General features: G+C 70.0%; 18 protein-coding genes. 11 read left to right on the forward strand and 7 right to left on the reverse strand.

Annotated features, from left to right (window positions below; genetic code table 11):
- Positions 1 to 74: 74 nt before the first annotated feature.
- On the reverse strand, positions 75 to 467 hold the full coding sequence (locus ACVKXF_RS12415) for a VOC family protein (RefSeq protein WP_456795877.1): 393 nt from the start codon (positions 465 to 467) through the stop codon (positions 75 to 77).
- 70 nt (positions 468 to 537) lie between these two features.
- On the opposite strand from ACVKXF_RS12415, the gene ACVKXF_RS12420 reads away from it, so the two are divergent.
- The 4 genes from ACVKXF_RS12420 to ACVKXF_RS12435 all read left to right on the forward strand — a co-directional run bounded on the left by ACVKXF_RS12420 (position 538) and on the right by ACVKXF_RS12435 (position 3040).
- Positions 538 to 1404 (forward strand): SMP-30/gluconolactonase/LRE family protein, encoded by an 867-nt coding sequence (locus ACVKXF_RS12420; protein ID WP_456795878.1) that lies wholly within the window; start codon positions 538 to 540, stop codon positions 1402 to 1404.
- A 190-nt stretch (positions 1405 to 1594) separates the two neighbouring features.
- Positions 1595 to 2143 (forward strand): hypothetical protein, encoded by a 549-nt coding sequence (locus ACVKXF_RS12425; protein ID WP_456795879.1) that lies wholly within the window; start codon positions 1595 to 1597, stop codon positions 2141 to 2143.
- A 2-nt stretch (positions 2144 to 2145) separates the two neighbouring features.
- Complete coding sequence (locus ACVKXF_RS12430) at positions 2146 to 2571, forward strand: bleomycin resistance protein (RefSeq protein WP_456795891.1); 426 nt, start codon at positions 2146 to 2148, stop codon at positions 2569 to 2571.
- A 16-nt stretch (positions 2572 to 2587) separates the two neighbouring features.
- Positions 2588 to 3040: a GNAT family N-acetyltransferase gene (locus ACVKXF_RS12435; RefSeq protein WP_456795880.1), complete on the forward strand. Its 453-nt coding sequence runs from the start codon at positions 2588 to 2590 to the stop codon at positions 3038 to 3040.
- A gap of 11 nt (positions 3041 to 3051) precedes the next feature.
- On the opposite strand, the gene ACVKXF_RS12440 is transcribed toward ACVKXF_RS12435, so the two are convergent.
- The gene (locus ACVKXF_RS12440) at positions 3052 to 4866 is read right to left on the reverse strand and encodes a BCCT family transporter (RefSeq protein ID WP_456795881.1); all 1815 of its coding nucleotides are present in this window, start codon (positions 4864 to 4866) and stop codon (positions 3052 to 3054) included.
- Positions 4867 to 5153: 287 nt separating this feature from the next.
- Between ACVKXF_RS12440 and ACVKXF_RS12445 the strand changes: the two genes are divergently transcribed.
- The 4 genes from ACVKXF_RS12445 to ACVKXF_RS12460 are packed head-to-tail and all read left to right on the forward strand — an operon-like array spanning position 5154 to position 10693.
- Complete coding sequence (locus ACVKXF_RS12445; protein WP_123313585.1) at positions 5154 to 6425, forward strand: ABC transporter substrate-binding protein; 1272 nt, start codon at positions 5154 to 5156, stop codon at positions 6423 to 6425.
- Between the two features lie 26 nt (positions 6426 to 6451).
- Positions 6452 to 7390, forward strand: a complete 939-nt coding sequence (locus ACVKXF_RS12450) for a carbohydrate ABC transporter permease (protein WP_456795882.1) — start codon at positions 6452 to 6454, stop codon at positions 7388 to 7390.
- Positions 7387 to 8298 (forward strand): carbohydrate ABC transporter permease, encoded by a 912-nt coding sequence (locus ACVKXF_RS12455; protein WP_111086707.1) that lies wholly within the window; start codon positions 7387 to 7389, stop codon positions 8296 to 8298. The genes ACVKXF_RS12450 and ACVKXF_RS12455 overlap by 4 nt, the downstream gene beginning before the upstream one ends.
- A gap of 16 nt (positions 8299 to 8314) precedes the next feature.
- A complete protein-coding gene (locus ACVKXF_RS12460) occupies positions 8315 to 10693 on the forward strand; it encodes a glycoside hydrolase family 31 protein (RefSeq protein ID WP_456795883.1) in 2379 nt (792 codons plus the stop codon).
- 60 nt (positions 10694 to 10753) lie between these two features.
- Here the strand turns inward: ACVKXF_RS12460 and ACVKXF_RS12465 are convergent, their stop codons facing one another.
- Positions 10754 to 11809: a LacI family DNA-binding transcriptional regulator gene (locus ACVKXF_RS12465; RefSeq protein WP_456795884.1), complete on the reverse strand. Its 1056-nt coding sequence runs from the start codon at positions 11807 to 11809 to the stop codon at positions 10754 to 10756.
- 133 nt (positions 11810 to 11942) lie between these two features.
- Here ACVKXF_RS12465 and ACVKXF_RS12470 point away from each other — a divergent pair, with 133 nt between their 5' ends.
- Complete coding sequence (locus ACVKXF_RS12470; RefSeq protein WP_123313590.1) at positions 11943 to 13052, forward strand: fatty acid desaturase family protein; 1110 nt, start codon at positions 11943 to 11945, stop codon at positions 13050 to 13052.
- A 16-nt stretch (positions 13053 to 13068) separates the two neighbouring features.
- The gene (locus ACVKXF_RS12475) at positions 13069 to 13278 is read left to right on the forward strand and encodes a cold-shock protein (protein WP_456795892.1); all 210 of its coding nucleotides are present in this window, start codon (positions 13069 to 13071) and stop codon (positions 13276 to 13278) included.
- A 110-nt stretch (positions 13279 to 13388) separates the two neighbouring features.
- Here the strand turns inward: ACVKXF_RS12475 and ACVKXF_RS12480 are convergent, their stop codons facing one another.
- From ACVKXF_RS12480 to melA, 4 genes are all read right to left on the reverse strand, one after another.
- On the reverse strand, positions 13389 to 14264 hold the full coding sequence (locus ACVKXF_RS12480; protein ID WP_340196256.1) for a carbohydrate ABC transporter permease: 876 nt from the start codon (positions 14262 to 14264) through the stop codon (positions 13389 to 13391).
- Entirely contained in the window at positions 14264 to 15223 is a 960-nt protein-coding gene (locus ACVKXF_RS12485) for a carbohydrate ABC transporter permease (RefSeq protein WP_456795885.1), read from the reverse strand. Before ACVKXF_RS12485 ends, ACVKXF_RS12480 begins: the two co-directional genes overlap by 1 nt.
- A complete protein-coding gene (locus ACVKXF_RS12490) occupies positions 15207 to 16511 on the reverse strand; it encodes an ABC transporter substrate-binding protein (protein WP_260233120.1) in 1305 nt (434 codons plus the stop codon). Before ACVKXF_RS12490 ends, ACVKXF_RS12485 begins: the two co-directional genes overlap by 17 nt.
- 125 nt (positions 16512 to 16636) lie before the next feature.
- A complete protein-coding gene (gene melA / locus ACVKXF_RS12495) occupies positions 16637 to 18061 on the reverse strand; it encodes an alpha-galactosidase (protein WP_123293867.1) in 1425 nt (474 codons plus the stop codon).
- Between the two features lie 136 nt (positions 18062 to 18197).
- Here melA and ACVKXF_RS12500 point away from each other — a divergent pair, with 136 nt between their 5' ends.
- On the forward strand, positions 18198 to 19022 hold the full coding sequence (locus tag ACVKXF_RS12500; RefSeq protein ID WP_340196260.1) for a helix-turn-helix domain-containing protein: 825 nt from the start codon (positions 18198 to 18200) through the stop codon (positions 19020 to 19022).
- Positions 19023 to 19200: the final 178 nt, after the last annotated feature.

A 19200-nucleotide genomic window follows, 5' to 3' on the forward strand; every position in this document is an offset into this window, starting at 1 on the left:
CAGATGCGTCGTGCCCGGTGCGTCGTGCCCCGAGCGTCGTGCCGGGTGCGTCGCTCAGACCTCGGTCTTGCGGGTCAGGGCCTGGGCTCCTTGATCAGCGCTTCGACGTTGTTGCCGTCCGGGTCGGACACGAAGGCCGTGTACGCGCGGTACTCAGGCCAGTACCGCGGCTCGTGTCGTGACACCCCGCCGGCGGCGACGGCCTCGCGGTGGAACGCGTCGACCTCGCTCCGTGACCCGGCCTCGAACGCCAGGTGGAGCCCGCGTGTCACCGCCTCGGGGGCCCGGGCGGTCTCGAGCGAGACGCTCGGGGTGTCGTTCCCGTGCTGCCAGAACTCGGCGACGGAGACCGTGCGGTAGCCCGCTCCGATGCCGAGCGGCGCGAGGGCAGCGGTGTAGAACGCGTCACTCGCGGCGAAGTCGCTGGCGAAGACGCCCAGGTGGTGGATGAGTCGCTGACCCGGCATGGGACGACCCTAGGCCGACGTCTGCGCATCCGTCCGGGCGGCTCTCCAGGTGCGCTGGCAGGCTGGATCCGTGCACATCACCCTCGACTCCGCGACCGACATCGTCATCTCCGGCATCCGGTTCCCGGAGGGCAACCGCTGGCACGACGGGCGGCTCTGGTACTCCGACATGCACACCGGCCAGGTGTTCTCGGTCGACCCTGCCTCGACCGACGGCCCCCGGCTCGAAGCCACCGTCGACGGGCAGTCGTCGGGACTCGGGTGGCTGGCCGACGGGCGGCTGGTCATCAGCTCGATGGAGTCCCGCACGGTCGTCGCCGTCGAGCCGGACGCCAGCACCTCGGTGTTCGCCGACCTGTCCACCATCGAGTCGTCCCTCGTGAACGATCTGGTCGTCGACGCCCACACCGGCCGGACCTACATCGGTGCCTTCGGGTACGACCTCTACGCGGGCGAGGAGCTGCGCCCCGGCCCGCTCTACGTGATCGACCCCGACGGCTCCGTCCGGCTCGCCGCCGAGGGCCTGGTGTTCCCGAACAGCGCCAACATCCTGCCCGGCACCCGGACCCTGGTGGTCAGCGAGACGTGGGGCGGCCGGCTCACCGCGTTCGACATCGAGGACGACGGTTCACTGACCGGGCGGCGCGAGTGGGCAGCCCTGCCCGGCGGCGTGACCCCGGACGGCAGCACCGTCGACCGTGACGGCGCGATCTGGGTCTGCTCGGTCGACACGGGGGAGTTCCTGCGGGTCCTCGAGGGCGGCGAGGTGACCGACCGCATCGATGCACCCGGCGAGTGCGCGATCGACTGTGCGCTCGGTGGCGAGGACGGTCGCACCCTCTACCTGGCGACCGCCGACAGCTACGACCCGGCCGTGACGGCGCAGACGCGCTCCGGTCGGATCAGCGCGGTGCGGGTGGCCGTGCCGGGTTGGTGAGCGCGCTCGAGGTTCCAGAATCTCGGCATCTCACGCGCCGCGGAGCCTGCCCGTGGAACCTCGGCGACATGCACGCGGCAGGTCATGGAACCTCGGGGAGGTGCCCCGGGCGTGGCTGGCGCGAGCGTGCGCCGCGGCCGGCCGCCGCTCGGCCTGCTCCGGCTGCAGTGGGCGTGCGTAGAGTGCAATGGTGAGCATCAGACAACTCGACGCCATCGGGTGGGCACAGCTCCTCGGCGTCCCCGCCCTCTTCGTGGGGCTGTGGCTCATGCTGGTCGGCCTCCACTTCCCGGAGATGTCCCCGACGGTGGTCCTCATCGTCGTAGCCGTCCTCGCCGCAGCCGGGTTCGCGCTCATCCTGAGCGGCTGGTCGCGCTTCGGCGGCTACGACTCGTACCGGGCGATGGACCGATGGGTGCGCGGCGGGCCTGACCCGACGGGTGTCCCGGTCACGATCCGGAGGCGCTTCCTGCGACGGCAGTCCGACCAGGGCGCGGTCACCGGGTGGATCTGGATCAGCTTGGCCGTCCTGTGGGCCGCGCTCGCCGTGCCGGAGGTCGTCCAGGGGGACCCGGCGGCCATCGGGCGTGGGGTGGTGGCCGTCCTGTGGGCCGTGATCGGCATCGTCCGCGTCGTGTTCATGCGCAGGTGGGGAGCTCGTGTCGACGAGCTGGTGCGCGAGACCGAAGCGCAGATGGCCGATCCCGGCGCGACACCGCACCTCGACCTGTTCCGGTGACCATGACCCCCGAGCCCGCTCTCGTCCCCGAGCTCCTCGTCGCCGACCTGGACCGGAGCCTCGCGTTCTGGTGCGGCTTGTGCGGCTTCGAGATCCGCTACGCCCGGCCCAAGGAGCGCTTCGCGTACGTCGCCCTCGGCACCGCCCACCTCATGCTCGAACAGGCCGGGGTCGGCCGGAACTGGATCACCGGTCCGCTCGATCGACCGCTCGGCCGGGGCGTGAACTTCCAGGTCACCGTGCCCGACAGCCGTGCGCTGTCCGAGTCCCTGCTCCGTGCCGGCACGGAGCTCTTCATGCAGCCCGAGACGAAGTGGTACGACGTCGGGACCGAGCAGGCGGGCGTCGACCAGTTCCTCGTGCAGGACCCGGACGGGTACCTGGTGCGGTTCCAGTCCTCGGCGGGACGGCGCCCACCGGCCGACTGAACTCGTAGGATCGGCTGTGCCTTCCATCCAGATCGAGAGCCCTCGGAGCGACGACGTCCGCAGCCTGCTCCGCCAGGGGGATGCCTTCGCCCTGGCGTTGTACCCGGCCGAGAACTACTACGGCCTCGACGTCGACGCCCTGGAAGCCGACGGGGTCTCGCTGTTCGTCGCCCGCGAGCGTGACGTGGCCGTCGGCACGGCGGCGATCGTCGATCGGCGCGACGGATCCGGCGAGGTCAAGCGGATGTTCGTCACCGACGACGCCCGAGGACTCGGGGTCGGCCGAGCCCTGCTCCAGGCGCTCGAAGCCCATGCACGTGACGTGGGCATCTCGACGCTGCAACTGGAGACCGGCCTGCCGCAGGTCGCGGCGATCGCCCTGTACGAGAAGCTCGGGTACCGCCAGGTCCCGCGGTTCGCGCCGTACACCGACGACCCGACGAGCTACTGCATGGAGAAGCACCTCTGAGGCTCCGTCCGTCATCCCTCCGTGGGGCGCCGTGCGCTCTCCGCAGCCGGCTCGTCGTCGAGACTCGCGTCGACCGCCGGGTCGGGTGAGACCGTCTGCGGTCGGACCGGGACGTCGTCCAGGACGGCGGCACCAGAGGGTCCCGACCCGCCGCGCACCCGCTTCTTGACGGCGGCCCACGGCCGACCGAACGCGGATCGTGGCGTGCGCTCCGACGGCCCGTCGACCTCAAGCCCGTAGTACGCGCCGACGTGTTCGAGCAGGACCTCGCGTTCGGCCTTGTCGTACGCCCGCCGCTCGCGGGTGAAGGCGATGATCGTCGACCAACAGGTGAGCAGCAGCACGACGCTGAAGGGCAACGCCGTGGTGATCGCCGCGGTCTTCAGGGCATCGAGGCCACCGCTCAGCAGCAGGGCGACCGCGAGCAAGGCCGAGACGAACGCGAAGAACACCCGCAGCCAGTTCTTCGGCTCGATGTCGCCGCCGGACGCGATCATCGCCATGACCAGGGCGCCGGAGTCCGACGAGGTCACGAAGAACACGCCGATGAGCAGGATCGCGCCGAACACCAGGACGGTGCCGGCGGGCAGGTCGCCGAGCAGGGTGAAGAGGGAACCCTCGACGTCGACCGAGCCGTCCGCGCCGACGAGCCCGCCGCCGCCGTCGGTCTCGCGGTGGATCGCGGCGCCACCGAGGACGGCGAACCACAGGAACGTGAGCACGGTCGGCACGAGCAGGACGCCGAAGACGAACTGGCGGACGGTGCGGCCCTTCGAGATGCGCGCGATGAAGACGCCGACGAACGGCGCCCACGACATCCACCAGCCCCAGTAGAACGTCGTCCACGCGCCCTGCCAGGCCTCGCCCTCGGCGCCCTGCTGCGCGGTGACGTTGAACGACAGACCGACGACGTTCTGCAGGTACGAACCGATCGACTGCACGAAGTCGCGGAGCAGGAACTGGGTCGGGCCGACGACGAGCACGAACAGCAGCAGCGCTGCGGCGAGCAGCAGGTTGAAGTTCGACAGGATCTTCATGCCCTTCGCCACCCCGGTCACGAGCGAGACGATGGTGACGGCGGTGATCGCGGCGATGATGACGATCTGGCTGACGATGCCGCTGTCGGCGATCCCCGCGTCCTCGAGCCCGGCGCCGATCTGGATCACGCCGAGGCCGAGCGACGTCGCGACGCCGAAGACGGTGCCGACCAGGGCGAGCACGTCGATGAGGTTGCCCCAGCCGCCGCGCACGCGGTTGCCGAGCAGTGGCTCGAGGGCCCAGCGGATCGAGACCGGACGGCCGCGGCGGTGGATGGCGTACGCGAGTGCGAGGCCGAGCACCACGTAGATGGCCCAGGCGTGGAGTCCCCAGTGCAGGAACGTCTGGGTGAGGGCCTGCTGCGCGAGCTCGCTCTCCGAACCGGTCACGCCGGGACGCGGCGAGGCGAAGTGGCTGAGGGGTTCCGAGACGCCGTAGAACACGAGGCCGATGCCCATGCCCGCCGCGAAGAGCAGCGAGAACCACGAGCCCGTCGAGAACTCGGGCTCGTCCCGGTCCTTACCGAGCTTGATGTCGCCGAACCTGCTGAAGCCGACGAACACCGAGAAGCCGACGAAGAAGGCCGCGATGAGGACGTAGTACCAGCTGAAGTTCCGGACGATGCCGTCCTGCAGGCCGACGAACATCGCCTCGGCACTCGACGGCGAGACCAGCGTGAACGCCACGAACCCGAGCACGAGGACGGCGGCAGGCCAGAACACCCACCGCCGGACCTCCGAGGTCGTCGTTCCTGGGCTGGACGGGGGAGCAGAGGTGGTGCTTGGCATGTGTTCCATGGTGCCTGGCGGCGGCTCTGTGCGTTCGCTCAGGCGTGTCGCACCGGATGGCGGCGTGCGCACGGTGCGCGCGGCGGTCGCGCTGACGACTGCCGGACGGGAGGCGCGGGGCGGGGTCGACCCGCGCCTCCCGTCCGCCTGCTGGTCGCCTGCACCCCGTCAGGTGCGATTACAACGTTGACTTCCGTTTTACAGCGCTGTAAACAAGACGTGCGCGACGACGCGCACGAGGGAGTTGCCCGATGGTGGGAAGCAGGACCGGAACGATCAGCGCGGCCGTGAGCCGGCGGGGGTTCCTCGCCGGAGCAGCCGGCGGGATCGCGCTCGGCACGATGGCGCTCGCGGGGTGCGCGGCACCGCGCGCAGCGGCCGGGGGTGCGACGACGCTGCGCTTCTACGAGCAGAAGCAGGAGGTCATCGCGTACTTCGACGCGCTGCTGCGGCGCTTCGAGAAGGGGCGCTCCGGGCTGTCGGTGGTGCACGACAGCACGGCGGCGATCGCGCCGCAGTTCGTCCGCGGTGAGCCGGCCGACGTCGGCTGCTTCAACGACAACCTGGAACTCGCGCGGTACATCTCGCGCGGCGTGCTGAGCGACCTCGGGGACCTGCCTTCGGCGGCGCGCGTCCGGCCGGACATCGACACCCTGACGAACCAGTACGCGAAGTTCGAGGACCGCACGAGCGTCCTGCCGTACTCGCTCGCCGCCGCCGGGGTCATCTACAACAAGCGCATCTTCGCCGACCACGACCTGCCCGTGCCGACGACGTGGGACGAGTTCGTCGAGGTCTGCCGGACGCTCCAGAAGGCCGACGTCACACCGATCTACGCGACGGACCGCGACACGTGGACGCTGTGGCAGGGCCTGTTCGACTACTCCGTGGGCAGCTTGGTGGACACCGGGTCGTTCTTCACGAAGATGAAGGCGCTCGGCACCGACGTCGGGCCGGACTCCGCGGTGTCGTTCGAGAAGGACTTCGCGGTGCCGATGGAACGTGCGAAGACCATCTCGACGTTCTTCAACCCCGACCACGCCACCCGTGCCTACGCGGACGGCAACCTGGCGTTCGGCAAGGGCGAGGCCGCGATGTACCTGCAGGGGCCGTGGGCGCTCGGACAGATCGCGCTCGTGGACGAGGAGCTCGAGGTCGGGACGTTCGCGCTGCCGGTGTCGAACGACCCGGCCGATCGGCAGGCTCGCGTGAACATCGACCTCGGCCTGTGGATCCCGACCGCGTCACAGCACCCGGACGAGGCGAAGGAGCTCGTCGAGTTCCTCATGCAGCCCGAGGTCATCGACGCGTACAACCGCGACAACCTGGCGTACTCGCCGACCGAGGACGCGCCGCCGCAGCAGGACGAGCGACTCGCCGGCCTGCAGCAGTACGTCGACGACGCCGCGTTCTACCAGGGCGCCGGCACGTTCATCCCCACCTCGATCCCGCTCGGCAACTACCTGCAGTCGGCGATCCGGAGCGGGGACTTCACCTCGATGCTGCAGCGGCTCGACTCGGACTGGCGGCGTCTCGCCGGCCGTTCGGCGACGGTCTGAGCCGGACCAGGACTCCAGGAGCCACCATGACCATGCAGACCCCGCTCTCCCGCGACTCCGACCCAGCGACGTCCGTCGCCCGTTCGCGTCGCCCGGGTTCCCTCCGTCGGACCGAGGGCATGTACTACCTGTTCCTCGTGCCCGCCCTCATCGCGTTCACGGCCTTCGTCGTCGCACCCGCGTGCGTCGGCATCTTCTACAGCTTCACCGACTACCTCGGCTTCGGGCAGTGGGACTTCCTCGGGCTCGAGAACTACCGGGCGCTCGTGTCCGACCCGGCGATCCTCGCCTCGTACGGCTTCACGCTCGGGTTCGCCGTCGTCACCGTGATCGTCACGCAGGTCATCGCGCTGGCACTGGCGATCGCGCTGGCGAAGAAGATCCGGTTCGCCGCCGGACTCCGGTCGATCTTCGTGATCCCGATGGTGATCTCCGGGATCATCGTCGCCTACGTGTTCAACTTCCTGTTCTCGAACACCGTGCCGGCACTGGCCACGAGCGTCGGGTTCGGACCGCTCGAGCAGAGCATCCTCGGCGACCCGAACCTGGCCTGGGTCGCGATCGTGATCGTCTCCGCCTGGCAGACCGTGCCGGGAGCCCTCCTCATCTACACCGCCGGGCTCACCTCGATCCCGGAGGAGCTGTACGAAGCGAGCTCGCTCGACGGCGCGACCGGCTGGAAGCAGCTGCGGGCGATCACGCTCCCGCTGCTCGGCGGCTTCATCGTCATCAACACCGTGCTCGGCGTGAAGGGCTACCTCGGCGCCTACGACGTCATCGTCGGTCTGACGAACGGCGGGCCGGGCAGCGCGACGAGCAGCGTCGCGATGACCATCTTCGGCGGCTTCACCGGCGGCGACTACGCCTACCAGATGGCGAACGCGACCGTGTTCTTCATCATCACCGTCCTCATCTCCGTGCTGCAGCTCGCGGCGACCCGCGGAAGGAACCTGCGACTCGCATGACCGCCATCGACACCCGCCCACCCACCGACACCCGCGCGGTGACCACCGGCGACGCGCGACGACCGGGCCGCGGCCACCGCCGACGCCTCGGCGGCACGAACTGGACCCTGACCGTCGTGCTCGGACTCGCCGCGCTGACGGTGCTCATCCCGCTGTACGTCACCGTCGCGATGGCGTTCAAGACGAGCGAACAGTCCGTCGACGGCAACGCCCTGTCGCTGCCGTTCCCGTTCAACCCCGGCTCGTTCGCGTCGGCCTGGGAGCTCACGCGCTTCCCCGTCTCGTTCTCGGTGTCGCTCGGCGTTGCGGCGCTCACCGTCGTCGCGACCCTGCTGCTCAGCTCGTTCGCCTCGTACGCGATCGTCCGGAACTGGCACAAGCGGTTCTTCCGGTGGTCGTTCGTCTACCTGCTGGCGGCGATGTTCCTGCCGTTCCCCGTCGTGGCGCTGCCGCAGATCAAGCTGACCGCCCAGATGGGACTCGACAACCCGATCGGCGTCGGCATCCTGCACGCCATGTTCCAACTGTCGTTCAGCGTGCTGCTGTACTCGGCGTACCTGCGGTCGATCCCCGTCGAACTCGAGGAGAGCGCCCGCATCGACGGCGCGAGCACGTGGCAGATCTTCTGGCGCATCATCCTGCCGCTGCTCGGGCCGATGAACGCCACCGTCGGGATCTTCGCGTTCCTGGCCTCGTGGAACGACTTCATGATGCCGTCGCTCATCACCGCCGACCCGACCCTGCAGACACTGCCCGTGGTGCAGAACATCTTCCAGAGCCAGTTCGGCACGAACTACAACGTCGCCTTCGCCTCGTACCTGATGGCCATGGCACCGACGATCATCGTCTACCTGTTCGCGCAGCGCTGGGTCATCAGCGGCGTGACACAGGGCGCGGTCAAGAGCTGAGGGGTACGACGTGACCATGACCGAGACCACACTGCCGACGATCCGGCCGTTCCCCGGATCCGACCCGGTGGCCGACCCCGCTGCCGTCGTCACCGGCGAGCACTGGCGGATCACCGTCCTGGACGCCGGCACGTTCCGCATCGAGTGGAGCGACGACGGCGGGTTCGAGGACCGTGCCTCGACGTTCGCGATCCGGCGACGGGTGCCGGTGCCGGCGTTCACGACGGAGCGCGTCGGTGCCGCAGTCGAGGGCGCTGGCGGCGCCGGCGGCATCGTCATCACGACAGAACGGGCCCGGCTCCGCTACGACGGAGGTCCGTTCAGCCCGAGCGGCCTGGTCGTCGAGACCATCGGCCCCGACGCGAACCGCTGGCGCTGGGGACAGGAGCCCCGCGACCTCGGCGGTACCGGCCGCACCCTGGACGACGTCGACGGCCGGATGCCGCTCGAACCCGGCATCCTGGCCCGCGACGGCATCACCGTGCTCGACGACAGCGAGTCGTTCCTGTTCGAGGACGACGGCTGGATCGGCACCCGCGTGCCCGGCCGCCGCGACGCCACGGTGTTCGCGTACGGCCGTGACTTCGACGCCGCACTCCGCGCCTTCCACCAGGTGTCCGGTGCACCCACACGCCTGCCCCGGTGGGCGCTCGGCAACTGGTGGAGCCGCTACCACCCGTACAGCGACACGTCGTACCTGGAGCTCATGGACCGGTTCGCCGAGGAACGCCTGCCGTTCTCGGTCGCGGTCATCGACATGGACTGGCACCGCGTCGACTCCGTGCCGCCGCAGTTCGGCGACGGCTGGACCGGCTACTCGTGGGAGCCATCGCTGTTCCCCGACCCAGTGGCCTTCCTGGCCGAGCTGCACCGGCGGGGGATGCGCACCACGCTCAACCTGCACCCCGCCGACGGCGTCCGCGCGTTCGAGGACGCCTACGCCGCGGTGGCCGAGGCGATGGGGATCGACCCGGCGACCGGACAGCCGATCCCGTTCGACCCCACCGACCGGCGGTTCCTGCAGGCGTACTTCGACCAGCTGCACCGGCCGCTCGAAGCGCAGGGCGTCGACTTCTGGTGGATCGACTGGCAGCAGGGCAGCGAGAGCGGCCTGCCCGGCGTCGACCCGCTCTGGTTGCTCAACCACTTCCACCTGCTCGACTCCGCGCGGGCCGGAGACCAGGGCATGACCTTCTCGCGCTACGCCGGCCCCGGCAGCCACCGGTACGCCGTCGGGTTCTCCGGCGACGCCGTCGTGTCCTGGGCGTCGCTGGCGTTCCAGCCCGAGTTCACCGCCACCGCCGCGAACATCGGCTACCCCTGGTGGAGCCACGACATCGGCGGCCACACCCGCGGTGTCCGCGACGACGAGCTCGCCACGCGCTGGGTGCAGTTCGGGGTGTTCTCGCCGATCATGCGCCTGCACTCCGCCAACAACCCGTTCATCCGCAAGGAACCGTGGGTGTTCCCGGCCGAGGCACGCACCGCGATGGGGGAGGCCCTGCGCTTCCGTCACCGCCTGGTGCCGTACCTGCACACCATGAACCACCGGACCGCCGAGGGCACCGCGCTCGTCCGTCCGCTGTACCACCTGGAACCGCGGCGCGACGAGGCGTACCGGGTGCCGAACACCTACGCCTTCGGGTCGGAACTGCTCGTCGCCCCGATCGTCGCACCACGCGACCCGGTCACCCTGCACGGATCCGCACGGGCCTGGCTGCCGCCGGGGACGTGGACCGACGTCTTCACCGGCACGGTGTACGCCGGCGACCGGTTCGTCGACCTGCACCGCACCCTCGACACCGTGCCCGTGCTGCTGCGCGACGGCGGGGTGCTGCCACTCGCCGCCGAGGACGAACTCGACGCCACCGCGAACCCGACGGCGTTCGAGGTCCTCGTGGCCCCCGGCGCCTCCGGCTCGTTCACCCTGGTCGAGGACCAGGAGGGCGACACCGACCGCACCGCCTCGACCCGCCTGACGTGGGACGCGGCGCTCGCCGAGTTCCGCGTGCACACCACCACGGGCGCGATCGACGTCGTCCCGGCCCGGCGCGACTGGCGGATCACGTTCCTCGCCGCCCCGGCCGACGGGCAGGTCGTCTCGGCCCGCGGCGCGGACCGGTTCTCGGTCGACCTGACGGTCGACGCGGCGACGGGCGGAGCAGTCACGCTGACCGGGCCGCCGGTGGTCGGCGTCGATGCGCGCGAGGCCGTCCGTCGTGCCCTCGAACGCGCACAGGCCGGCAACGCCGAGAAGCTCGCCGCGTGGGAGATCGTGTCGAAGGACCTGCCGCGCGCCGACCGGATCGTCGAGCTCGGCACCGTCGACCTGCCCGAGAGCCTGCGTGCCGTCGTGGTCGAGCTCCTGGGGAGCGTGCACCCGGGCGAGCGCTGAGCGGCCCCGAGACTCGCGCTGGGCGACACTTCTCGGGCGGATCGCCACGAGGAGTGTCGCTCAGGCCGAGACTCGGCCCTGCACCTGTCCGCGGTCGACCGAGCCGTCCGCGAACGGCGCGCTCTCGCCCACCAGCAGCCGGTGTCCGACCGTGACCAGCCGCCCCGGCACCGTCGAGCCGTCGATGCGCTCGAGCAGCAGGTCGAGGGCGGTGTCCGCGAGTGCGACGGTGTCCGGCGCGACGGACGTCAGGCTCGGCACCAGGCTCGAACCGAGCCCCATCGCGTCCCAGCCGACCACGGCGATGTCCCGCGGCGCGTCGAGTCCGCGCAGCCGCATCGCCCGCAGCACCCCGAGGGCGGCGAGGTCGTCACGGCACAGCAGTGCGTCGACCCGCAGCCCGGCGTCGAGCGCCCGACCGAACGCGGTCTCGGCACCGGCGGCGTCGCCGACCTCGCGGGGGACCAGGAGCGCATCGTCGACGGGCAGCCCCGCGGCGGCGAGCCCCGCCCGGTAGCCGTCGAGTCGCAGCCCGGAGGTACGGGACTCCGGACCGGTCTCGTGCCCGAAGAACCCGATGCGCCGGCGACCGAGGGCGACCAGGTGCGCGACCGCCTGCGCCGCCGCGCCCGCGTTGTCGATGACCACCTGGTCGGCGTGCTGGGGGCGGACGTCCTCGCCGAGGAACACCACGGCGGTGTCCCCTCGGATCCGGTCGATCGCCTCGGGGGTCAGGACCTGGGGGTGGATGACGACGCCGTCGACCACCCCGGCCTCGCGACCGCGCACGGCGGAGCGCTCGCCGTCGGCCTCGCCGAGGGTCTCCTCGAGCAGCAGCTGGTAGCCGCGTTGCGCACAGACACGGGAGAACACGTGCGCGAGCTCGGCGAAGTACGGCCGCCGGAGGTCGGGGAACGCGAACGCGAGCATGTTCGACCGGCCGGTGGCGAGCGACCGTCCGGAGACGTTCGGGCGGTACCCCAGCTCGTCGATCGCGGCCTGCACCCGGTCGCGCATCGGTGGGCTGACGTGCTGGTAGCCACGCACGACGTTGGACACGGTCTTCATCGAGACGCCCGCGTGCGCGGCGACGTCCTGCAGCGTGACCTTGCCCATCCGATCACCGTAGTGGGGCAGGCGGATTGTCAGGTGGAATCGCACCTTCAGGCCCTAGGGTCGCAACAAGCGCAATCGCGTGAACTACCACGAACCGGTCGAAGGGCCGGTCCGCACCGGAAGGTTGGTCCTCTTGACCACCACTCCGCTCGCTCCGGGCTACACACGTACTCGTCCAGGAACAGGAAGCCCCAAGGGCACCTCGACCTACTCCGCCCTGCTCGCGCAGGTCAAGGAGAACGGACTCCTCCGCCGCCGCACCGGGTTCTACTGGTCGCTGTTCGGCACACTCATCGTCACCTTCGCCCTCGCATGGGTCGCGTTCGCGTTCCTGGGTGACTCCTGGTTCCAGCTGATCGTCGCCGGCGCGCTCGGCGTGATCTTCACGCAGTTCGCGTTCCTGTCGCACGAGGCCGCGCACCGCCAGGTCTTCGCCTCGCAGAAGTGGAACGACCACGCCGGCCGCTGGCTCGGCACGTTCCTGGTCGGCCTCAGCTACTCGTGGTGGATGAACAAGCACACCCGCCACCACGGGAACCCGAACACCGTCGGCAAGGACCCCGACATCGCGCCGGACGGCATCCGGTTCCTGCCGGAGGACGCCGCCGCCGTCAAGGGTCCGCTCATGACGACCTTCATGCGGTTCCAGGGCTGGCTGTTCTTCCCCCTGCTGACCCTCGAGGGCCTCAACCTGCACCGGTACGCGGTGCAGAGCATCGTCACGGGCAACGGCACCAAGGCCGACGTGAAGCACCGCTGGCTCGAAGCCGCCCTGCTCGTCGCCCGCTTCGGCATCTACCTGACGGTCGTGTTCTGGTTCCTGCCGTTCGGCATGGCCTGCGCGTTCCTCGGTGTGCAGCTCGCCGTGTTCGGCGTGATGATGGGCGCCTCGTTCGCCCCGAACCACAAGGGCATGCCGACCATCGCGCACGACGCCAAGGTCGACTTCTTCTCGCGCCAGGTCCGCACGTCGCGCAACATCCGCGGCGGCTGGTGGGTCTCGTTCCTGATGGGCGGCCTGAACTACCAGGTCGAGCACCACCTGTTCCCGTCGATGCCGCGCCCGGCGCTGAAGCAGGCCCGCCTGCTCGTCCGCGACCACTGCGACACGCTCGACGTGCCCTACACCGAGACCACCCTGCTGCGCTCCTACGGCATCGTCGTCCGGTACCTGAACCGGGTCGGGCTCGCTGCCCGCGACCCGTTCGCCTGCCCCATGGTCGCGCAACTGCGCATCCACTGACCCCGTGCTGTCGACCATGCCGACCGGCACCGTGAAGTGGTTCGACCACGCGAAGGGGTACGGCTTCATCCACCCCGACGACGGGTCCGAGGACCTGTTCGCCCACTTCTCCAGCATCATCGCGACGACCGGCTACCGGCCGCTCGAGGAGAACGACCACGTGCAGTACGACGTGGGCCCCGGCAAGAAGGGCCCGCAGGCGGACAACATCTCGATCATCCGCTGACGCGTCGTTCTTTCCCATGACAGCCGCGCTGGGATGCGGAATCGGGCGTACCTGGTCGAAAGAAATGGGTAGGTACGCCCGATTCCGCCAGGTACCTCCGCCCCCCCCCGCTACTTGATGCCGGTCGACGCGATGCCCTGCACGAACTGCCGCTGGAACGCCAGGAACACCACGAGCAGGGGCAGGACGGTCACGGTCGCGATGGCCATGACGGCTCCCCACGGCGAACTGAACGCCGGGTTGTTCGTCAGCGTGGACAGGGCCACCGGCACGGTCAGGTTCTCGTTGCCCTGCAGGACCACGAGCGGCCACAGGAAGTCGTTCCACCGGGTCATGAAGCCGAGGATGACGAGCACGCCGACCAGGGGACCGCACGATGGCAGCACCACCCGGAAGAACGTCTGGAACTCGCCGGCGCCGTCGAGCCGAGCGGCCTCCATCAGGGCGTCCGGCACCCCGAGCATGAACTGCCGGGCGATGAAGATCCCCACGACGTCGAACACGGTCGGCAGGATCACCGCCCACGGCGAGTCGACCAGGCCGATCTTCGCGACGACCAGGAAGCTCGGCACCAGGGTGACCTGGATCGGGATCATGATCGTGACGAGGAACGCCGAGTACAGCAGCCCGCGGCCCACGAAGCGGAACTTCGCCAGGGCGTAGCCGGCCATCAGCGAGACGACGACGCTCAACGCGGTGCCGACGCTGGTGATGAGCGCGGAGTTGCCGAGCCACCGCCAGACCGGTTGCGTGCTGAACACCTGCGTGTAGTTCTCGAACGTCGGCCGGGTCGGGAACAGCGAGAACGTACCGCTCTGCGACTGCCCGCCGGGGGTGAGCGCCGAGACGACCATCCAGTACAGCGGGAACACCATCAGGATCGCCAGGGCGGTGAGCCCGGCGACGAGCACCCAGCGACCGGGCCGGCGCCGGGCGCGGGCTCCGGCCGGACGGCGGCGGGGACCACGGACATCGAGTACGGCCATCAGAGCATCTCCTCCGCCTTGCGGTTGGCGCGCTGCCGGAGCAACGTGAACACGAGCAGGATCGCGACGAGCACCAGGCCGAGCGCCGCGGCGTAGCCCATCCGGGCATCGATGAACGCGGACCGGAACACGTACTGGATCAGCACGGTCGTCGAGAAGCCGGGGCCACCGCCGGTCATGACGTAGATGACATCGAAGGCCTGCAACGAGAACACGACGTTCAGGATGAGCAGGATCGACGTCGTCGGACGGAGCAGTGGCCAGGTGATGGTCCGGAACCGGACCCAGCGCGAGGCGCCGTCGATCGCGGCGGCCTCCTTGAGCTCGGCGGGCACGGACTGCAGCGCGCCGAGGTAGATCACCATGCAGAACCCGATCCGGGTCCAGACCACGACGACCACCAGGGTCGCCATCGCCCAACCCGGAGCGGTCAGCCAGGGCACGCGCCCCAGTCCGAGCGCCTCGAGCAGGTTGTTCACGACGCCGTAGTCGCCGTTGAAGATCCACGACATGATGACGCCCACCACGACGCCGGCGGCGACCATCGGCACGAAGAACAGGGCGCGGAACACCGAGCGTCCGGGCAGCGGCCGGTTCAGGGCGACGGCCAGCGCGAGCCCGATCGCCATCGAGGTCGGCACGGTGCCGAGCGTGAACACGAGGGTGTTCCGGAGCGCCGTGACGATGAGCGGGTCGGAGCCCATGTCGACGAAGTTCTCCCCGCCGACCCAGGTGCCGTCGCCGAGCGAGGTGCTGGAGTCCTGGAAGCTCAGCGCGATCGCCGTGACGATCGGGACGAGCGAGAACCCGAGGAACAGCAGCGCCGCTGGGCCGATGAACACGTACGGGACGAAGCGGCCCCGACTTCGGCGGGCGCCGCCGCCCGCGGGGAGTCCGCCGGTCGGTGGGGCGGTGGACGCCGTGGTGCGGACCGGCGCGGTCTCAGTTCGCAGTGACACTGCGCATCGCCTCCATCATCTGGTTCGAGGCCTCTTTCGGGCTCAGCTGACCGAGCAGGCAGAGGTCGAGGTAGTCGGCGAACACCGCGTTGAGCGAGCTGAAGTACTCGCCGCTCTCGGCCTTCACCATCGAGAGCGGGATCGTCGTCCCCTGGTCGATGAACCGCTGCATCGTGTCGGTGTTCGCGGCGTACCCGATGTCCTTCGCATCGAGGGACTTCCGGGCGGGCAGCCAGTTCCCGTCGTGGCAGAACTGCTGCATCTTCGACCGGGACGTGATCATCGCCACGAGCTCGGCCGCGAGCTCCGGGTGCTTGCTCGACTTCGTGACGGCCAGGGCGTTGCCGCCCAGATCGCTCGCCTCGCCGACGTTCCGGATCATCGGGGCCGTGCCCCAGTTGTCCGGCATGTCGGTGTCGAGCTGCGCGATCGACTCCGGGTTGTTGAGCATCATGCCGATCTGCCCGGTCAGGAACAGATTCCGCGAGACGTCGCCGCCGCCGCTCTTGCTGAGGTTGCCCGTCGTCGCGAGGCCCTCGGCGTACCACTTCCGGCCGAAGGCCAGGGCGTCGATCGCCTCAGGGGTGTCCATCGACGGGGTGGCACCGTCCTCGCCGAGGAACGCGCCGCCGTTCTGGTGGACCAGCGGCAGCCACCGGTAGGCCGTCTCGGGCGAGGACCAGCCGTAGCCGAACGCGTACTTGCCGGTGACCTGCTTGACCTCCTTCGCGATCTCCAGGAACTCGTCCCACGTCCACGCGTCTGCCAAGGCCTCGGGCGGCGTGACACCGATCTGCTCCATGACGTCGCGGTTGTAGTACGTGATGAAGTTGTCGGTGTGCTGGAAGACGCCGTACACGCCGTCGTCCCGTGCGCCGATGGCCCAGAACGGGTCGCTGTAGTCCTTCCGGTAGTCCGCCGGGACGGCCCCCGAGATGTCGACCAGGCTGCCGTTCGCGGCGTACCGGCCGATCTGCTGCGGGGTGATCCGGATGACGTCCGGCGCCAGGTCGGCGGCGAGCCGGGTGATGAACCACTGGTGGAACTGCCCGGTCGTCACCTCGACGGCGACGCTCGTCCCGGGGTGCGCCGCGACGAACTCGTCGGCGATCGCCTGGTAGCTCGTGATGTCCGTCGGGATGTTCCAGGTGGACAGGCGGATGTGCTTCGTCCCGCCGCGGCCGGTCGTGCCGCCGCCGGCGCACGCTGCCAGCGCGCCGGTCAGCGAGATGCCGGCGAGGGCGAGGAACCCCCGTCTGGCGAGCTGGGGGGATGGTCGGGTCGGCATGGTCCTCTCCTTTGAGGTCGTGGTGCCGTTCAGGTCGGCCGGGAGGCGCGGGGTGCGCACACGGGGCGCCGCGCGTCCGACGTGGGGTCGCGTCCTGGACCCGACCCCACGTCGGGCGCGACGGTTCAGACGAGCGCGGGGCGGGCCTCCCGGTCGGCCACCGGTGCCGCGGTGACCGCGTCCGCCGGACGCAGCGACTCGGGGAGGAGCGCCGCGTGGGCGTGCAGGAGCTCGTCGGTCATCTCGGCGATGCGGTCGAGCGTCAGGTGCGCCGCCGTCAGCGGGTCCAGAGCCACCGCGTGGTGGACGTGCTCGACGTTGCCCGTGAGTGCAGCGCGCACCGCCAGGGTCTGCACGTTCGTGTTCGTGCGGTTGATCGCGGCGAGCTGCGGCGGGAGCTCACCGAACGACGTCGGCTGCACCCCCTTGCCGTCGACCAGGCACGCGACCTCGACGCAGGCATCGGACGGCAGGTTCTGGATGACGCCCGTGGCGTTCGGCACGTTGCCGTAGACCACCGCGGGGACGCCCGTCACGATCGCGTTCACGATGCTCGCGCCGTACTCGACGCTCGGCGTCAGGTCGGCCTTGAGCTTCTCGAGCTGCGTGTCCACGTCGCCCTGCTCGTCGTGCGCCAGGCAGATCTCGTAGTAGTCCCAGCGCTCCGGGATGTACTCGAGCACCGTCTCCGGGTCCTTGCGGAAGTACGGCACGTACTCGCTGGCGTGGTGGCTCGACTCGGTCTCGAAGTACCCGAACGAGCGCATCAGCTGGGTGCGGACCTGCTCGTTGCCGCCCTCGTAGTTGCTCGCCGCGGCAGCTGCCTCGCTGTGGTCGCCGTCGTCGTCGTGCAGGTCGGACGCCGCGACGCCCCGCTGGTGCTTCGCCGTCATCACCTCGCGCAGACGCGGGTACAGGTCCTCGCCGTTGCGACGCGTGAACTCGAGGATCCACGCCTGGTGGTTGATGCCGGCGCTGACGAACTCGACCTCGTCGTACGGCACGCCGAGCGTGCGCGCCAGCATGCGGGTCGTGCCCTGCACGCTGTGGCAGAGCCCCACCGTCCGGAGCCCCTTCGCGTTGAGGAACGCCGTGGCCATCGCCATCGGGTTCGCGTAGTTGATGAACTGGGCGTCCGGGCAGAGCTCGAGGGCATCGCGGGCGATGTCCTCGTACGCGCGGACCGACCGCAGGAAGCGGAAGACGCCGCCCGGGCCGACGGTGTCGCCGACCGCCTGGTCGATGCCGTACTTGCGCGGGATCTCGACATCCCACTTGTACGACTCGACGCCGCCGACCTGGAACGTGATGATGACGACGTCCGCACCCGCCAGGGCCGCACGCCGGTCCGTGGTCTCGAGGACCTCGACACCGAGGCCGTGGTGGGCGACGAGCTCGCGGGCGGCCGTCGCGGTGCGGGCGACCCGGCCCGCGTCGAGGTCCATGAGGTGCAACGTCGCGTCCTGCAGGGCGGGGAAGGAGACGAGGTCGCCGATGAGGCGGAAGGGGAAGACGAAGCCGCCGGCGCCGATGATGGTGATCTTGGTCATGTGTCGACGGTAGGAAGCGCGGGGGTGTGCGGTCCTCCGGTTCCGGACGGTGGGGTTCCAGGATCCTCGGATCGGTCCGTGTGTCGAGGTGTCGGCCGGTGCGCTGCGCACCGGGCTCTGACGTAGTCTCGACATCGTGCTCGACGTGGAGACGATGGAAGCGGCGTACTGGAGCCACCGTGGCCCGGCCCCGCTCATGGCGTCGTCCCACCGGCACGACGACCTCGAGATGAACCTGGTGCTCGAGGGGCACCTGGACTACCGGTTCGGCGGGGCGCCGGTCAGCGTGCACGCGGGCGAGATCGCACTGTTCTGGGGCTGGACCCCGCACCAGCTCGTGGGTGACGGCACCGGCACGGGCGAGTTCCGGTGGGTGCACATCCCGCTGGCCGAGGTGCTGGCGTGGGGACTGCCCGACCACGACCTCGGAGCGATGCTCCTGAACCGCCCGGTCGTCGTGCCGACCGCAGCTGCCGGCCGTGACGTCGAGTCGATGCTCGGGTCGTGGCAGCGGGACTTCGCGGACGACGGTGCGGAGATCATCGCCAACCTGGAGGCCCAGGCGCTCGTGCGTCGCCTGCTCCGGCACCACCGCGACGCCGTGGACCTGCGCCCAGGCGGCGGGCACGGCACCGCGGATGCCATGCACCGCGTGATCGACATGGTGCGGTTCGTGGTGGACCGGTTCCGTGAACCCATCGAGGTGGCCGACGTCGCAGCGGCGGCGCACCTGCACCCGCACTACGCGATGTCGGTGTTCCGGCAGGACGTCGGCACCACGATCGTCGAGTACCTGACACGGTGCCGGGTGGCCGAGGCGCAGCGGTTGCTCGCGACGACGTCGATGACGACCTCGGAGATCGCGCACGCCGCAGGATTCGGGTCGCAGTCGAGCTTCTACGTGCACTTCACCCGAGCCTGCGGGACTGCGCCGGGGGCGTACCGGGCACGGGCACGCTGACCCGGTGTCCCCACGCACGAGCAACGCCCCGTCGCGAGCGACGGGGCGTTGGCCGTTCCGGTCTGCCATGCACAGCCGGAGTACGTGGGGGTGTTACTTGATCTGTGCGGTGATGGTGGCGGTGCCGACGAGGAGGCCGCGCTTGACGGCGTCGGTGCCGAAGGTCTTGTTCAGCAGG

The sequence above is a fragment of the Curtobacterium sp. PvP017 genome (assembly GCF_054060195.1).

What these genes read in the sequence shown, in the direction of transcription:
- ACVKXF_RS12415 (WP_456795877.1), bottom strand. Translation starts at nt 467, where the DNA reads ATGCCGGGTCAGCGACTCATCCACCACCTGGGCGTCTTCGCCAGCGAC.
- ACVKXF_RS12430 (WP_456795891.1), top strand. Translation starts at nt 2,146, where the DNA reads ATGACCCCCGAGCCCGCTCTCGTCCCCGAGCTCCTCGTCGCCGACCTG.
- ACVKXF_RS12440 (WP_456795881.1), bottom strand. Translation starts at nt 4,866, where the DNA reads ATGCCAAGCACCACCTCTGCTCCCCCGTCCAGCCCAGGAACGACGACC.
- ACVKXF_RS12450 (WP_456795882.1), top strand. Translation starts at nt 6,452, where the DNA reads ATGACCATGCAGACCCCGCTCTCCCGCGACTCCGACCCAGCGACGTCC.
- ACVKXF_RS12455 (WP_111086707.1), top strand. Translation starts at nt 7,387, where the DNA reads ATGACCGCCATCGACACCCGCCCACCCACCGACACCCGCGCGGTGACC.
- ACVKXF_RS12460 (WP_456795883.1), top strand. Translation starts at nt 8,315, where the DNA reads ATGACCGAGACCACACTGCCGACGATCCGGCCGTTCCCCGGATCCGAC.
- ACVKXF_RS12465 (WP_456795884.1), bottom strand. Translation starts at nt 11,809, where the DNA reads ATGGGCAAGGTCACGCTGCAGGACGTCGCCGCGCACGCGGGCGTCTCG.
- ACVKXF_RS12475 (WP_456795892.1), top strand. Translation starts at nt 13,069, where the DNA reads ATGCCGACCGGCACCGTGAAGTGGTTCGACCACGCGAAGGGGTACGGC.
- ACVKXF_RS12480 (WP_340196256.1), bottom strand. Translation starts at nt 14,264, where the DNA reads ATGGCCGTACTCGATGTCCGTGGTCCCCGCCGCCGTCCGGCCGGAGCC.
- ACVKXF_RS12490 (WP_260233120.1), bottom strand. Translation starts at nt 16,511, where the DNA reads ATGCCGACCCGACCATCCCCCCAGCTCGCCAGACGGGGGTTCCTCGCC.
- melA (WP_123293867.1), bottom strand. Translation starts at nt 18,061, where the DNA reads ATGACCAAGATCACCATCATCGGCGCCGGCGGCTTCGTCTTCCCCTTC.